General features: G+C 73.5%; 11 protein-coding genes. 4 read left to right on the plus strand and 7 right to left on the minus strand.

Annotated elements, in window-relative coordinates; translation table 11 throughout:
• Together ADK60_RS47585 and ADK60_RS12235 are read right to left on the minus strand one after the other, a co-directional pair.
• A partial coding sequence (locus ADK60_RS47585) for an acyltransferase domain-containing protein (RefSeq protein WP_159400404.1) occupies positions 1–2,328 on the minus strand: 2,328 nt, incomplete at its 3' end.
• 741 nt (positions 2,329–3,069) lie between these two features.
• Positions 3,070–3,534, minus strand: a complete 465-nt coding sequence (locus ADK60_RS12235) for a DUF8821 family protein (protein ID WP_053645595.1) — start codon at positions 3,532–3,534, stop codon at positions 3,070–3,072.
• A 99-nt stretch (positions 3,535–3,633) separates the two neighbouring features.
• On the opposite strand from ADK60_RS12235, the gene ADK60_RS12240 reads away from it, so the two are divergent.
• Entirely contained in the window at positions 3,634–6,756 is a 3,123-nt protein-coding gene (locus ADK60_RS12240) for a polymorphic toxin-type HINT domain-containing protein (RefSeq protein ID WP_053645597.1), read from the plus strand.
• A 119-nt stretch (positions 6,757–6,875) separates the two neighbouring features.
• Entirely contained in the window at positions 6,876–7,457 is a 582-nt protein-coding gene (locus ADK60_RS12245; protein WP_045943401.1) for an ATP-binding protein, read from the plus strand.
• Here the strand turns inward: ADK60_RS12245 and ADK60_RS48370 are convergent.
• Both ADK60_RS48370 and ADK60_RS12250 read right to left on the minus strand, forming a co-directional pair.
• On the minus strand, positions 7,345–7,683 hold the full coding sequence (locus ADK60_RS48370) for an MbtH family NRPS accessory protein (RefSeq protein ID WP_502687417.1): 339 nt from the start codon (positions 7,681–7,683) through the stop codon (positions 7,345–7,347). The genes ADK60_RS12245 and ADK60_RS48370 overlap by 113 nt on opposite strands.
• A gap of 45 nt (positions 7,684–7,728) precedes the next feature.
• Complete coding sequence (locus ADK60_RS12250) at positions 7,729–8,358, minus strand: TetR/AcrR family transcriptional regulator (RefSeq protein ID WP_045943400.1); 630 nt, start codon at positions 8,356–8,358, stop codon at positions 7,729–7,731.
• 97 nt (positions 8,359–8,455) lie between these two features.
• Between ADK60_RS12250 and ADK60_RS12255 the strand changes: the two genes are divergently transcribed.
• Positions 8,456–9,952, plus strand: a complete 1,497-nt coding sequence (locus tag ADK60_RS12255) for an APC family permease (RefSeq protein ID WP_063783126.1) — start codon at positions 8,456–8,458, stop codon at positions 9,950–9,952.
• A 76-nt stretch (positions 9,953–10,028) separates the two neighbouring features.
• Positions 10,029–11,765, plus strand: a complete 1,737-nt coding sequence (locus ADK60_RS12260; RefSeq protein WP_053645599.1) for an amidase — start codon at positions 10,029–10,031, stop codon at positions 11,763–11,765.
• A gap of 100 nt (positions 11,766–11,865) precedes the next feature.
• On the opposite strand, the gene ADK60_RS12265 is transcribed toward ADK60_RS12260, so the two are convergent.
• The 3 genes from ADK60_RS12265 to ADK60_RS12275 all read right to left on the minus strand — a co-directional run.
• Positions 11,866–12,423, minus strand: coding sequence for a 3'-5' exonuclease (locus ADK60_RS12265; RefSeq protein WP_053645601.1), 558 nt, complete (start codon positions 12,421–12,423; stop codon positions 11,866–11,868).
• Positions 12,424–12,873: 450 nt separating this feature from the next.
• Positions 12,874–15,699: a TIM-barrel domain-containing protein gene (locus ADK60_RS12270; protein WP_199839654.1), complete on the minus strand. Its 2,826-nt coding sequence runs from the start codon at positions 15,697–15,699 to the stop codon at positions 12,874–12,876.
• Positions 15,700–15,916: 217 nt separating this feature from the next.
• Positions 15,917–16,304, minus strand: a 388-nt coding sequence (locus tag ADK60_RS12275; RefSeq protein ID WP_159400405.1) for an amidohydrolase family protein, incomplete at its 5' end; no start/stop codon positions are given.

The following is a 16,304-nucleotide window of genomic DNA, read 5'->3' on the forward strand; positions in this document are numbered from 1 at the left end:
GCCGCCGGCCAGGGCCAGCGAGCACTCGCCGGACCGCAGCGCCCGTACCGCGAGGTGCAGCGCCACCAGCGAGGACGAGCACGCCGTGTCCACGGTGACCGCCGCTCCCTCCAGACCGAGGGTGTAGGCCAGTCGGCCCGACGCGACGCTCCCGGTGTTGCCGGTCAGCAGGTGGCCGCCCTCGTCGGCGCCCTGTTCGAGAGAGGGCCCGTAGTCCATGGTCATCGCCCCGACGTAGACGCCCGTCGGGGTCCGCCGCAGGGTGGCCGGGGCGATCCCGGCCCGCTCCAGCACCTCCCAGGTGGTCTCCAGCAGCAGCCGCTGCTGCGGGTCCATCGCCGCCGCCTCGCGCGGCGAGATGCCGAAGAACTCCGCGTCGAACTCGGCCGCACCGGCGAGCGACCCCGCCTCCCGCTGGTAGTACCGGCCCGGCGTCCCCGGTGCGGGGTCGTACCGTCCGGCGGTGTCCCAGCCCCGGTCGTCGGGCAGCGCGGAGACGGCGTCGGCACCTGCCGACACCAGCTCCCAGAGTTCGTCGGGGCTGCCGACACCGCCGGGGTAGCGGCAGCCCATGCCGACGATCACCACGGGGTCGTCGTCCTCGGCCCGCCGCACCGGCTCGTCCGCGTCGGTGTCCCGGTCGGGCCGGTCGCCGCCGATCCGGACACAGAGGTACTCGGTCAGGGCCGCCGGGGTCGGGCAGTCGAAGACCACTGTCACCGGGATGCTCAGCGCCGTCGCCGCGCTCAGCCGGTTGCGCAGCTCCACCGCAGTGACGGAGTCGAATCCCAGGTCGAGGAAGGCCAGTTCGGCGGGGACCGGCTCGGACCGCCCGGTCAGCGCGGCGATCTCCTCGCCCACCAGCCGTGCCAGTGCGGCACGCCGCTCCGGTACGTCCAGTCCGGCCAGCTCCGCGCGGAACGCGGTGCCGGCATCCTGGCCACCGCCCGAGCCGTCCGCGCCGTTCGATCCGTTCGCGTCCCCCGGGCCGCGCTCCGCGAGCGCCGCCAGGACGGCCGCCGGCAGTTCCCGCACCCGGGCGTGCTGTTCGGCGGGCAGCACGTCCCGGTCCGGGGTGACACCGTGCACGTACAGGTCACCGAGCGAGGTCAGGAACCGGCCCGGACCACCCTGGTCGCGGCGCAGCGTGCCGAGGACGGCGGCCTGCGCACCGTGTTCCTCCGCGCAGTCCGTGAGGGCGGAGGTCAGCACGGTGTGCGGGCTGACCTCCAGCAGAACGCCGTACCCGTCCCGCAGCAGGGCTCCGGTCGCCTGGTGGAACCTGACCGTGCTGCGCAGGTTGCGGCACCAGTAATCGGCGTCGAGTACCGGGACGTCCAGTCGTCCCCCGGTCAGTCCGGAATAGTAGGGCAGCTGCGGTGTGCGGGGCCGGATCGGTGCGAGGTCGGCGCGCATCCGGGGGAGGATCGCGTCGATGTGGGGGGAATGGGCGGCCAGGCCCACCGCGATCCGCCGTGCGTGCACCGCGTCCGAGGCCAGGTCGGCGAGGAGTTCGGCGGCGGCGTCGCGGTCGCCGGAGACGATCACGGACCGCGGGCCGTTGTGCGCGGCGACGACGAGGCGGCTGTCCCAGCGGCGCAGCCGCGGCTCGACCTCGTCGGCCGGGGCCAGCACCGAGACCATGTCGCCCTGCCCGGCCAGGGTCGCCTGGGCCTGGCTCCACAGGGCCACCACCCGCGCGGAGTCGTCCAGGGACAGCGCGCCGCAGACCGCGGCGGCGGTGACCTCGCCGACGCTGTGCCCGAGCACGGCCGCCGGTTCCACACCGTGGGACCGCCACAGAGCGGCCAGGGACACCGTCACGGCGAACAGCAGGGGCTGGACCACGTCGGCCCGGTCCCCGGCGGGTGCGCCGGGCGCGTCCGGGTCGCGGAGCACGTCGATCGGCGACCAGTCGACGAACGGTTCCAGTGCCTGCGCGCACGCGTCCATCCGGGCGCGGAACACGGTGGAGGTGTCCAGCAGGTCCACCGCCATCCGGGGCCACTGCGCGCCCTGTCCGGGGAACACGAAGGCGACCCGGCGGTCTGTCCCTGCGGCGCCCTCCACCAGGCCGGGCATGCTCCTGCCGTCGGCGAGCGCGCCCAGCCGCTGCAGGAACCCGTCCCGCCCGTCCGCCACCAGTGCCGCCCGCCGGCTCCCGTCGGAAGCGGTGCGCGCGAGGGTGACCGCGATGTCCTGGGGGCTCCAGTCGTCACGACCGGCCAGGTAGGCGTGCAGGCCGCGCGCGCCGGCCGCCAGCGACTCCTTGCCGCTGCCGGCCAGTGTCCACAGCAGCGGTGCTTCTGTACCGTCGGGGTGCGCCATCGTGTGTTCGGACTCCTTCACGGCGAGCAGGACCATCAGTCACCGGACCGTGGCGGGGCGCCCGCTCCTACGGGTCGCGCGCCGACCGGGACGCCTTCGTCGTGCCCGGCGTGTACCGCCACCGGACCTGCGACATCGATCTTGCCCAAGTCGCATAGCGGCCCGATAGCGCGGACCGCGACACGGCGCGGGTACGGGGAGCAAGCGGGCCGCGGAGCCGCTGGAGAGCCTCACGCACGCTGTTGCGCGGCCGAGCCCGAACTCGCCGCCCGGACCGTACGGGACGACTGGCTGCACCCCGGTGGCCTCGGCCCGGGCCCGCCCCCGGCGGCGGCCTCGTCGACCGCGAGACCTACCGGGCCGAATGAACCACGCCGATCCCCGGCCTCTACGCCAGTCCGCCGGGGCGCGTGATCACCGCGCAGGAGCGGTCGGAAAGCGACGGTGCGTTCCTGGACCACCTGCGCGCCCGGCCCGCGCGGATCCGGGAGGGACAGCAGTCCTGGCGGCAGTGAGAAGTCGATCCCGAGAGTGAGCGCGATCCCGATGCTGATCAGAGCCGCCTGGATGCCGACGGGCCGCTGCCGCCATGACGACCGACGCCCGGCCGGCGCGCTCATGGTTCGGCCGAAGTACCGGTGGCCCATCGGCCCCCGACCCGGGCGCACGGGTCGTGGTGCTCTGGGTTCGAGCCGTGAAGATTCCTCCCGGGCTGCGGCGCTGTGACCTACCGGGCCGAACCTAGTACTCGTTCTTGATGACGAAGAACGAACCGCGGATCGTCCCGGCGAGCTTGGACTTCTGGCGGGCGAACCTGAACCGCTGGGCGAGTTCCGCCGGGACCTCCATTCCCTCCGAGAGTTTGAATCCGACCGCCCGCTTCTTGGCGTCCTCGACGGTGTACATCACATTCACCGACAGGCCGCTCTCGTAGAAGACATAGGCCATCCTGATGCCCTCGACCTCGAAGGCCGTGGCTTCGAGGGGCCGGGACGCGATGGCGATCTCGCGTTCCTCCAGCAGGATCCGGTGCACCCGGTCGACGACCTCGGCAGCGTCCTGCGCGGGCTCCACCGTGAAGACGTGGCCGTACTTGTTGTGGAAGTACCGGGCCTCGTTCGCCCGCAGGCCGGCGAGTGCGTCCGCGACGGGGGACGACTCCAGGCCGACGGTCGACACGGTCTCGAAGTCCACGGTGTAGGTCATGGCGGGTTCCTCCACAGGGGCACGGGCAGGGCACGGGCAGGGGCATGGCACGGGTACGGGCACGGGTACGGGCACGAACGGGCGGGGGCCTTCCGGGCGGTGATCCTATGCCGCGGGCCCAGCGGCGGCGGGCCCACCGGGCCCAGGAGGAGGCGTGTTTCCGTCCCGCGGCGTCACGCTGCCGCGCAGGCCCACAAGGTCACCGGCATCGCCCGCGCCGCCGACCAGGAACGCCTCGACGCCCAGCAGGCCGTCGAGAGCGCCGCCGCCGAGGAGGCCTCCCGCGCGGCCGACCTCAAGGCCAGGGCGGCCGCGTGGGAGGCCGGCCGGGTCACTCGGCTCGCCGCCGACACCGAACAGCTCGTCAAGGACGCCACCGCGCCCGGCGTCGACCCCGGGGTCGCCGTGCTCAAGGGCCGCCTGGCCGCGCTGCGCCTCCTCGACGCGGGCGGCCCGTGGACCAGGACGGCCGCCCAGGGCGCCCTGGAGGGTGACGCCGCCGCCGTCCGCGACTTCCTCGCCACCGGTCTGACGCTCGCCCGGGACCGCGACGACCGCACCAGCGTCATGGCCATCGCCCGGAGCCCTGGCAAACCGGAGAAACGCCTCGCGGCGGAGACCGCCTCCGTCGGCACACCGGAGGCGGTGCGAGCGTTCCTCGCCACCGGTCAGTACCCCGGCAAGGACGACGACGACCGGGTGCTGCTGGCGCAGATCATGGCGGTGGGCGGGCCGGGTGTGAAGGAGGCCGCCGGGAAGGCCCTGGACGGTACGGTCGCCGATGTCCGGGCGTTCCTGGAGGCCGGTCAGTACCGGGCGCGGGAGGACGACAACCGTGTCCTGGTGGTCCAGGCGCTGGCCACCGGCGGGCCCGAGGTCAGGGCAGCCGCCCAGGCCGTGCTGTCCGGCCCGGCCGACCGGCTCGAACCGTTCCTGCAGAGCGGCCGGCTCGAGGCCCAGGAACGCGACGCGACGACCGCGACCCACGTGGCCACCGTCCAGTCCTACCTGGCCGCCATCGACGGCCGGGTCGCCGAGGCCCGCCGGTACGCGCTGGAGGCCGCCCGGTCCTACGCCACCGCACGCGGCGCCGCCGGCGAAGCCGCCGGCTACGCCGACCAGGCGCGCACCAGTGCCACCCAGGCCGCCGACTGGGCGGCGAAGGCCGCGCAGTCGGCCCGGGCCGCCCAGACCTCCGCCGCCCAGGCCGCCACCTGCGCCCAGCAGGCCCTGGCCTCCGCGGCCTCCGCCCACGAGGCGGCCGGACGCGCCGGCGCGTCGGCGGCCGTGGCCACCGACAACGCCGCCCAGGCCCGCCAGTACGCGGCGGACGCCAAGACCGCCGCCGACCAGGCGCACGCCTCGGCCGTCGACGCGCAGAAGAGCGCGGACGAGGCGCAGACCGCGGCCGACGACGCCCGGACGGCTGTCTGGATCAAACAGGAGAAGGAGGCCGTCGCCGCCCAGGTCGCGACCGAGACCGCCGGGAACGAGGGCAGCGACGGAACCGGTTCCGACGGCGACGGCCAGGCGTACTACGTCGAGCGGGTGCCCCGGGACGACCTGAAGCCGGGCAAGGTCAGGCAGGACATGTCCAAGTGCATGACCGACGACCCGGCGAAAGCCTACGGCGCGCTCAAGTCCCTCTTCGGCGCGAACCACACCTGGTACAAGAACGCCGCCGGGGAGATGGTCTGCAAGGTCAAGGTCACCGCGAAGGTCTCCGGCACGGTCGACAACCTCCTGCGGACCTGCCCCGAGGCCGGCCTCACCGTCGAGGCCTGCAAGGGCCGGTACCAGGCCTGGGACACCATGGTGCTCGGCACCGAGCAGCTGAACGGCGTCCCGTACGAGTCCACGGTCGAGATGACCTACCAGGACTACAAGCTCAAGTACGACCCCCAGGTACTCGCGGGCCGGCTGCTCTGGCACCTGCTCACCGGCGACTTCGTCAGGTGCTTCAACAACCCCGGCTTCAACACGGCCTGTGGCTTCGCGCTGGCGACCGTCATGCCCATCGGCACCCTGACCAGGGCCGCCAAGGGCGCCATCGCCTATCGGTACGCCATCCTCGCCGGCATCCGCGTCGACGAGGCCAAGCTCGCCCTCCAGGCGACCCTCAACGGCTACAGCCGGACGGCCGTCGACGCTCTCGACTCGCTGGCCGACAGCATCGCCAGGTTCCGCGCCACCCTGGTGGGAGGCGTCGGCACCGAGGAGGCGCTGTTCGCCATCCGGGCCAACGCCGCCGTCGACCGCGTCGTCGTCCGCCAACTGGAGGCCGAGGCCGCGCTCGCCGCGGATCTCCGCACCCCGTGCGAGTCCAACAGCTTCCCCGCCGGCACCGCCGTCCGGATGGCCGACGGCACGCACCGCCCGATCGAGAGCATCACGGTCGGCGACCGGCTGCTGGCCGCCGACCCGGCCACCGGCAGCACCGGCGCCCAGGCCGTGACCGGGACGTCCGGGCACGACACCGGGCGCCTGATCGAGCTCGACCTCGACGGGGCCGGCCGGGTCACCACCACGCCGGGGCACCGCTTCTACGTGGACGGGTCCGGCTGGCGGGAGGCGTCCGCTCTCGGGACCGGTGACGTCCTCGTTGGCCTGGACGGCGCACGGCACCCGGTGACGGCGCTCCGCGAACGCGGCGGCCCCCTGTCCGAGGCCGTCTACGACCTCACCGTCGACGGACCGCACACCTTCTACGTCCAGGGGCGGCAGGACGGCGGCCAGGACGTCCTCGTCCACAACTGTTACAACCTGCTCGCCGACGAAGCCGCTGACGCAGACGTGCACACGATCAGGGACCATGTGGCCGAGGGGCCCTGGGGGAAGGACGGCGCCGTCGTGGGTGCCTCGGACGCCCGGGCCCGGCTGCTGGCCTTGGCCAAGGACGAGCCCAACGGTGTCTTCACCAGCCTGGAAGTCGCCACCGCGGCCCTGACGAAGGCGCTCCAGAAAGCGAACCCGAGGATGTCCAGATGGCTGAACCCGGCCCGTCGCGAGCCGACATTCCTGCGATTCACGATCGACGTCGAAGTCGAGGTGAACGGCGCCAAGCTCACCAGCCTCGGTACGGTCTACCTCCCGAACGGGCCGAACACGGCTGACGTCATCACGCGGGCCGCCACAACGACGGTCGAGGTCAAGCTGGTCAGAGCCCCTGAGGAGAGCCACGGGGGAAAGAAATGGGTGTGCACCTCGATCTACCCGCTGTGACAGCAACGGCTCCGTGGGGAGGGCCCCACCCCGGCCACGTCGTTCGGCGCGGGTCACCGGCCGTCGGCAGGCGTCGAGAGCGTTCGACCATGATCACGCCAAGCATCTATGCTGGCGCGATGTCCAACAGCACCCCTCCCACCCTGCTCTTCGTCATCGGCCCGGCCGCGGTCGGCAAGATGACGGTGGGCGGATCGATCGCCGAGCGCACGGGTTTCCGGCTCTTCCACAACCATCTGACCATCGAGCCGCTGCTCCGGTTGTTCCCCTACGAGTCACCGCAGTTCCAGCGCCTGAACCACGCCTTCCGCGAGCAGATCCTGGCCGAGGCCGCCGCCTCGGACCTGCCCGGGCTGGTGTTCACCCTGGTCTGGGACTTCGCGGACGCCGAGGACGCCGCGCTGGTCGAGCGGTACGCGGCGCCCTTCCGCGAGCGCGGTGCCCGGGTGCTGTTCCTGGAGCTGAGCGCGGACCAGGACGTGCGGCTGGAGCGCAACGCGGGCGAGTCGCGGCTCTCGGAGAAGGCGTCCAAGCGTGACCTCGCGTGGTCCAACGCCAACCTGGTCGACATGGACGCCAGGTTCCGGCTCAACTCCGTCGACGACTTCGCGCACATGCCCGAGGCGCATCTGCTGATCGACAACACCCGCCTGGAGCCGGACGCGGTCGCCGAGCTCGCGGTGGCGCACTTCGGGCTCTGAGCGCCCCGGCGGGGGCGGCCGGGCAGGCCCACCGCCACGGCCGCCAGTGGGCCGGGACGGCCCACAGCACGGGAGGGTGCTTCCGGTCGGGCGTCGGCGCCGGCCGCGAGGGAGCGGGGCGGAGATCGGTCCAGTTCGACTCGACGCACTCCAGGGCCGCGTCGCGGGCGGTCTCCCCGAGGACGGTCGTCCATCCTCCGGGGACCTCACCAACTCCCGCGCACATCCGGCCCGTTGTGGACGTCACCGGGATCGGAGCCGCCGGGTCCGGCTACCGGGTGCGGAGTTCCACGCCGTCGACCAGGAGGCGCAGCCCCAGCTCGAAGCCCCGGTCGTCCAGCTCCGTCGCGCCGCTGCCGTCGGCGTAGGCGCCGTCGAGGGCGTCCGCGAGGGCCGGGTAGTCGGGCCGGTAGGCGGCCGGCTCGCGGGTGAAGCCGGCGCCGAAGGTCTCCAGGGCGGAGCCGAGGACGAGGAAGTCCAGGGCCGCGGCGACCTCGGCGGCGTCCGCCGGGCCGAGGCCGGCCCGGCCGAGGAGGGCGAGCAGCGCGTCGTAGCCGCGCAGGGCGTTGTCCGCCACGACGCGGCGGCGGGCGAGCAGGGAGACCGCGTTCGGGTGCCGGACGAAGACGGCGCGGTAGCCGCGCGCGTACGCGGCGAGGCCCGAGCGCCAGTCGGCGTCGCTCAGCGGCGCGTGGTCGATCTCGCTGTTGACCAGCTCGGAGACGGTGTCGACCAGGGCGTCCTTGCTCTCGATGTGGTTGTAGAGCGAGGCGGCCTTGACCCCGAGCCGTTCCGCCAGCGCCCGCATGGTGAGGCCGTCGGGGCCCTCCTCGTCCACCACCTGGAGCGCCGCGCGCGCGATCCGCTCGCGGGTCAGCAGTGCCTTGCTCGGTCGGCCCACCGAAAGGTCCCCTCTTCCGCTCTTCGTGTTCGGGAGCTATCGTGCCAGATCAACAGCGGACGCTAACAAAGTTAGTTTTATCTGGAGGGCGCAGCCCGTGGCCGAGAACACCCCGACCGACGACGACCGGCTGGCAGCACTCGGCTACCGGCAGGAGCTGAGACGCAGCCTGAACGTGCTCGGCAACATCTCCATGGGCTTCGCCGTCGTCTCCCCGGTCGTCGGTCTGTACGCGGCCGTGCAGGTCGGCATGGGCGTCGCGGGCGGGGCCTGGGTCTGGGCGCTGCCGCTGTGCCTGCTCGGGCAGTGCCTGGTCGTCGCCGTCTACTCCGAGCTCGCCTCGCAGTGGCCGCTGGCCGGCGGCGCCTACCAGTGGAGCAAGCGCCTGGCCGGTCCGGCCGTCGCCTGGCTGAGCGGCTGGCTGTGGCAGTTCGCCGTGATGTTCGGCAACACCACCGTCGCCTACCTCGCCTCCCCCTGGCTGTTCGCGCTCTTCGGCGCCGTCCCCACGCCCGCCGAGCAGGTGCTCGCCTCGGTCGGCTTCGTGCTCCTCTGCACCCTGGTCAACGCCTACGGCATCAACCTGCTGCGCCGCTTCGTCGGCCTCGGCATCGCCGCCGAGGCGGTCGCCTCCGTGGTGGTCGGCCTCACCCTGCTGCTGTTCTTCCGGGAGCACGGCTTCGGCCTGCTCACCGACATGCTGGACGCACCGAAGGCCCTGGGCATCAGCGACACCGGTGCCGTGCTCGCGGCCGTGGCCGTCGCCGGCTGGGCGTTCATCGGCTTCGACGCCTGCGTGTCGACCGCCGAGGAGACCAAGGACGCCTCGCGGCAGGTGCCCCGGGCCATGTGGTGGTCGCTGCTCGCGGTCGGACTCGTGGTGATCCTCAACGCGGTCGCGGTCGCGCTCGCCCACCCCGCCCCCGCCGAGGTGGTCGCCCGCCAGGACCTCGACCCGGTCACCACCGCCGTCACCCACGCCTTCGGCGGCTGGGCCGACAAGCCCTTCGTCCTGGTCGTCCTGATCAGCTTCACCGCCTGTCTGATGGCCTCCCAGGGCGGCGCCGCCCGCGGCCTCTACTCGCTCGCCCGCGACGAGGTCTTCCCGTTCTCCCGCCAGGTCCGCAAGGTCAACCGGCACCGGGCACCGATCGGCGGCCTGGTCGCCGCCGCGCTGGTCAGCTGCGCCGCGCTGCCGCTGGGGCTGAGCACCTCGGCCATCGGCAGCCTGATCACCTTCGGCGGCGCCGCCACCTTCGTGCCGTTCTTCGTACTCACCCTCGTCGCCCTGGCCGCGCGTCTGCGCGGCCGCTGGACGCCCGCCGGGGCGGTCCGCTACGGGCGCCTCGGCACCCCGCTGAACCTGCTCGCGGTGCTGTGGACCGGCTTCGAGGTGGTCAACATCTGCTGGCCGCGCGCCGTCCTCTCCCCGGCCGGGGCGCCGTGGTACCAGATCTGGGCGGCACCGCTCGGCGTCGGCACGGTGACCCTCGCCGGCCTCGGCTACCTGCTCGCACGCCGCCCCGACCGGCGGATGGGCGAGGCCGACCGGGACCGCCCGCACACCGAGGAGCTCGCCCCCGCCGCCGTCTAGCCACCGGCTCCCGGCTCCCGGCTCCACCGACCTTTCCAACGCCCTGTTCCACCGAACCACCTTGGAGACGAACCCCATGACCCACCCGTTCGACGTCGTCGAGACCGGTATCGCCGAGCTGCGGACCGCGCTGGAGACGGGCCGGACCACCGCGGTCGGCCTGCTCGACGCCTACCTCGCGCGGATCGAGGCCTACGACCGGCCCGGCACCGCCACCGCGCTCAACTCGCTCGTCGTGATGAACCCGGACGCCCGCGCCGACGCCGAGGCCTCGGACGCCCGCCGCGCCCGCGGCGAGAGCCTCGGCCCGCTCGACGGCATCCCCTACACCGCCAAGGACAGCTACCTCGCCAAGGGCCTGACCGCCGCCGCCGGCTCCCCGGCGTTCGAGCACCTCGTCGCCCAGCGCGACGCCTTCGCGATCGAGCGGCTGCGCGCCGCCGGCGCCGTGCTCATCGGCCTCACCAACATGCCGCCGATGGCGAACGGCGGCATGCAGCGCGGCGTCTACGGGCGCGCCGAGAGCCCCTACAACGCCGACTGGCTGACCAGCGCCTACGGTTCCGGTTCCTCCAACGGCTCGGGCACCGCCACGGCCGCCTCGTTCGGCGCGTTCGGGCTCGGCGAGGAGACCTGGTCCTCCGGCCGGGCGCCCGCCTCGTACAACGCCCTGTGCGCCTACACCCCCAGCCGGGGCGTGATCTCGGTGCGCGGCAACTGGCCGCTCGTCCCGACCATGGACGTCGTCGTCCCGCACACCCGCACCATGGCCGACCTCCTCGAACTGCTCGACGTGGTCGTCGCCGACGACCCGGACACCCGCGGCGACCTGTGGCGGACCCAGCCCTGGGTGCCGATCCCCGCGCCGTCGCAGGTCCGGCCGGACTCCTACCCGCAGCTCGCCCCCGCCGACCCGACGGCGGCCCGGGCAGCGCTCGCCGGCAAGCGCGTCGGCGTGCCCAGGATGTACATCAACGCCGACCCGGACGCCGGGACCAACCCCGAGGGCGGCATCGGCGGCCAGACCGGCGAGCGGATCGACACCCGCGCCTCGGTGATCGCCCTGTGGCAGGAGGCCCGCCGCGACCTGGAGGCCGCCGGTGCCGAGGTCGTCGAGGTCGACTTCCCCGTGGTGACCAACTACGAGTCCGACCGCCCCGGCGCGCCGTCCCTGAAGACCCGCGGGCTGGTCGGCCCCGACTTCCTCGACCGCGAGATCCTCGACCTGTCCGCCTGGGCCTGGGACGACTTCCTGCGCGCCAACGCGGACCCCGCCCTCCCGAGCCTCGCCGAGGTCGACGCCGACCACATCTGGCCCAAGCACCAGGGCGAACTGCCGGACCGCTACGCCGGTTTCGACGACACGATCACCGACTACCCGCGCCAGGTGCGCGAGCACCCCTACGCGTCGGTGACCGAGATCCCGCTCCTGGAGCAGGGCCTGCGCGGGCTGGAGGAGACCCGCCGGATCGACCTGGAGCAGTGGATGGACGGACTCGGCCTGGACGCCGTGGTCTTCCCCGCCGTCGCCGACGTGGGCCCGGCCGACATGGACGTGAACGAGGCCTCCGCGGACCTCGGCTGGCGCAACGGTGTGTGGGTCGCCAACGGCAACCTCGTACCGCGCCACCTCGGCATCCCGACCGTGACCGTGCCGATGGGCACCATGGCCGACATCGGCATGCCGGTGGGCCTCACCTTCGCGGGCCGTGCCTACGACGACACCGCCCTGCTCCGCCTCGCCGCCGCCTTCGAGGCCACCGGCGACCGCCGCACCACCCCGCCGCGCACCCCGCGCCTCCCGGCGGCCTGACGGGCCGGGAGCACCGGCCCCGCCCGGCCGTTCGCGGCCGGGCGGGACCTCCTCGCGCCGTGTTCGCGCTCCGCCCCTCCGGGTTCGCGAAAACGCCGGCCTACAGCCAGTCGCCGCGGGCCTCCAGATCCAGGACCAGGGCGGCGATGTTCCACGCGTCGTCGTCGCCGCGGTGGTGGCGGCCCTCCAGGGGGAGGCCGGCCACGGTGAGGGCCTGGGCCATGCCCGGCCGTCTGCGCAGACCGTAGGAGGCGGTGAAGGCCACCTTGGCGTTGGTGTGGCGGTGGCTGAAGGGGTACTCCGCGCCCGTCTGCCGGCACTGGCGGGCGAACTGGTTGCGGTCGTAGTCGCCCCAGCTGGCCCAGGGGATCGAGCCGGTCCGGTGCAGGGCCGCCAGGGTCCGGCACGCCTCGGTGAAGGAGAGGCCGCCGGCCACCTCGGCCGGGGTCAGCCCGGTCAGCGCGGTGCAGAACGGGCTCACCTCCGACCGGGCCGGGCGCACCAGCAGCCGGTGCTTGGCGAGGCGCTCGCCCGCCCGCAGGTCGACCACGGTGAGTCCGATCTCGATGATCTCGCTCACCTGGCCGGGCGGTGGTTGCCCCTCCCAGCACGTCGCCTCGACATCGACCACGTTCAGCAGGCTCGCGTTGCCGTCCATGGGGCCGAGCGTAGGGACGGCGGCGGCCTCGGGTCATCCGGTTTTCCGGGCCCGGCAGGCGGGTTCGTGCCAGACGGTGCGGACGACCCTCGCGTCCCGGGTGAGGTGTTCGCTGGACCACGTCCCGCAGCAACCGCCCGCCCGGCGGGGCCGGGCCGGGGCCGGGGGCCGCGCGGCGCGGACCGGCACGGCCGAAGCGGGCACGGCGGCGGGAGCGGTCGGACGGCGACGGCGTCGACGCTTGTCCTGAGGTGTCGTCATGCCCGGGGCTCTGCCCATGCCCGACGGGTACCGAACCCGACCTTCACCCGAACGGAGCAGCGGCACCGACGGCGGCAAGCAGGTCCGGCGGCTCCCCGTCCGACCGCGGGGCCCTCGGTGCCCCGCACGCCGCGGGGTACCGAGGGCCCTTCACCGGGGTTCGCCCGGCGTTCGGGTGATGCCCGGGGGTCAGCCGGTGGCGGCTCCCGGTGGCGCCTTGGTGCCGGTGGCCGTGATCTCGGCCGCGCTGGTCCAGGAGCCCCGGCCGCCGGCCTCGCTCAGGACTCGCAGGCGCAGGTAGCGGCCGGACGCGGCGGTGAAGGAGGCCTGTTGCGCGGCGGCCGTGTCGGCGAAGGAGCCGGTGGCCACCGGGCTGCCCCAGGCGGTGGTGCTGTCGGAGACGTACACCTCGTACCGGCCGATCCGGCCGTTGACGCCGCCGTCCTGCCGGGGCAGGTAACCGAGGCCGTCGACGGCGTAGCGGGCGCCGAGGTCGATCTGGATCTCGTGCGGCAGCGGGGCGGCGCCGCCCGACCACTTGGTGTGCCAGATCGTCGCGGGGTTGCCGTCGATCGCGTTGGCGGCGGCGCCGTTCTCGCCGGCGGTCTCCTGGCTGTCGGCGGAGACGACCTTCCAGCCGGTCTGCGGGATCGGCGCGGACCTCGTGCCGACCGGGGTCCCGGGCGCCGGGGTGATGCCGGCGGCGGTCACGGTGAACGCCTCGGACCGGCTGCCGGCCTTGATCCACAGCACCCCGGCGCGGTCGGCCGGGTCGTAGTACCAGCCGCTGCCGGCGCTGTCGTAGGCGGCCTTGCTGCCGAGGGCCGGGAGCGGTGCCCCGCCGACCGAGACCGAGGTGGGCGCGGTCGCGCTGTGCACGGTGAACTCGTAGCCGCGCGCGGCGGCCTTCCCGGTGTAACTGCCCTCGGCCGCGCCGACGCTGATGACGGCGTCACCCCGGCCGGCGGCCGGCGCGTGGACGTCCACCCGCTGCCGGGCGTAGGCGCCGTTCTGGTAGGCGCGGGTCACCCCGTCGTCCTCGTAGAGGCTGAAGGTGGAGTCGCCGCGCGGGTGGATGTCGTAGGTCAGGGTGGAGACGGCCTTCTCGCCGGTGTAGTTCATCTGCGGCCACATCGGGACGATCGCGCCCTGGCGGACGAACAGCGGCAGGGTGTCGAGCGGGGCGGCGTAGCCGTCGAGCCAGCCGGGGCCCTGGTAGACCTTGCCGGTCCAGTAGTCGGTCCAGCTGCCGGCCGGCAGGTAGATCCCGTTGCGGACGGCGGTGTCGCTGACGACCGGTGCGACCAGGAAGGAGTCGCCGGCCATGAACTCGCCGGAGGTGGCGTTGCCCCGGGCCACCGGGTCGTCCGGGTACTCCAGCACCAGGGCCCGGGTGGAGGGCACGCCGGTCTCGTTGGCGGTGCGGCCCATGGTGTAGAGGTACGGCATCAGCCGCATCTTGAGCTGCAGGTACTTGCGGTTGATCGAGGCGTACGGTTCGGCGAACCGCCAGGGCTGCTTGTCCTGGTACCCGGCCGAGGGGTTGGTGGCGCCCCAGCCGGACATGGTCATGAACGCCGGGGTGAAGGCCTTCCACTGGAGGTCGCGGACGTAGGTCTGCGGGCTCCCGCCGAAGATCCCGTCGATGTCGCCGGAGGCGTAGTTGAGGCCGGACAGGCCCGCGCCGGCGATCGAGGGGACGTGCCAGCGCATGGCGTCCCAGGTGCCGCTGGTGTCGCCGGTCCAGACGACGGCGTTGCGCTGGGTGCCGGCCCAGCCGTCGACGGTCCAGACGAACCGGCGGGCGTCGGAGTTGTCCTCGATGCCCGCGACGGCCTGCTTCACTCCGTCGAAGGCGTACTTGTAGCCGCTGCCGATCCAGGCGACGTCGGTCTTGACGGCCCGGGAGCCGGCCGTGCCGACCTCGTGCTCGATGCCGGAGAGGCCGGTGGAGGTCCACAGGCCGGTCCGGAAGCCCTTCTCGTTCAGGGCGGCGACGGTGGACGGCAGCTCGGTGTAGCCGCAGCCGTAGCCGTCGTTGGGCAGGATCCAGCCCGAGGGCATGTCGGCGGCGCGGGCGTCGGCGGCGTAGCCGACCACGTCGGGCGTGGTCTGGTGGCGGGCGCGGTTGTGGTCGCCCTGGTAGTCCGGGTTGGAGGCGTTGAAGCAGTCGGCGTTGCCGAGTTCCAGGCCCCAGAGCGGTGCGAGGAAGGGCTTGCCGGAGACGTCGGTGTAGCCGTCGAGCACGTCCTTGAGCGAGCTGCCGGCGAAGTACCAGGCGTCGAAGCGCTTCTCGTCGTGGCTGAGCGCGGTCGGGGCGCGGAAGTCGTAGGAGCCGGGCGCCCAGGTGTTGCGCATGACGCCGTAGCCGTTGGTGGACATGTAGAACGGCGCCGGGCTGGCGTTGGTGCCCTCGGTCCACTTGTTGGAGACCGCGACCGGGACGGTCCGGTCGCGCAGGGCCCACTCGCCGAGGTGCAGGCCGGTGCCGTAGAACTGCTCGTCCGCGGCGCGGCCGAGGTACTGGGTGGTGCGGCCGGCGCTCCAGCTGGTCGGCTGCGACTCGGCCCAGACCAGGGTGGTGTCGTCGGCCCGGTAGAGCGCGAAGGTCAGCGGCTTCTTGTTGATCCGCAGGCTGATGGCGGGGGTGCCGATCCGCCAGTACGCGCCGGCGTCGGTGAGGGTGGCGCCGACCGTTCCGAAGGAGGTGGTGGTCGCGAGGTCGGAGCCGGCCGGGTCGTCGGTGAAGGAGCCGTCCGGGGAGAGCCAGATCCGGAACACGTCGGCGCGGGCGACGACGATCCGGACGGCGGCGGCGCTGGACGTCCGGACGGTGAAGGTGTCACCGGCGCGGGTGACGGAGGTGGCGTTCCCGGCGGTCGCGGCCCGGGCCGGAAGGGCCGGGCCGAGCGCGGTCAGCAGGGCCCCGAGCAGGGTCAGGATCAGGGCGGCGGCCGTCCGGCGGTGGCGGACGGCCCGTGGTCGGCGGGTGGGTGGAGCGGCGGCAGCGCTCACGCTGTCCTCCTGGGGAGGGAGTGAGGGAGGCCCGTGCGGCACTGGGCCGCAGGCCGGGGAGGGCGGTGCCCCGCCATGACAGCAAGGGTCATGACATGTCGTCAAGTGCTTGAACTAAGGCTTGTTCGAGCAATATTGAGCAGTGATTTGCAAGTCGTGAGCAGGATGGGTGGCGGCGGGACGACCGGCGGCGGTGACGGCGACGCCTCGCCCGAGGTCACCCGGTGGTGATCGGGGCGAAGCGGTCGCCGCCGGTGATCCACTCGCCGCGGCGCATGACGGCGACCAGGTCGTAGGTCGTGGAGTCGACCACGACGAGGTCGGCGAGCTTGCCGGCCTCCAGGGTGCCGACCCGGTCGGCGAGGCCGAGCAGTCGGGCCGGGACGGTGGAGAGCGACTCCACGGCCTGGTTCAACGAGAGCCCCCCGACGGTGAGGCAGCGGCGGAGCGCCCGGTCCAGGGTGAGGGTGGATCCGGCGATGGAGCTGCCGTCGGTGAGCATGGCGACGCCGTCCTTGACCTCGACCTGGAGCGGGCCGAGGGGGTAGAGGCCGTCGCCCATGCCGGCGGCGCCCATGGCGTCGGTGATGAGGGCGACCCGGGAG

The organism is Streptomyces sp. XY431, assembly GCF_001279805.1.
Classification (GTDB): domain Bacteria; phylum Actinomycetota; class Actinomycetes; order Streptomycetales; family Streptomycetaceae; genus Kitasatospora; species Kitasatospora purpeofusca.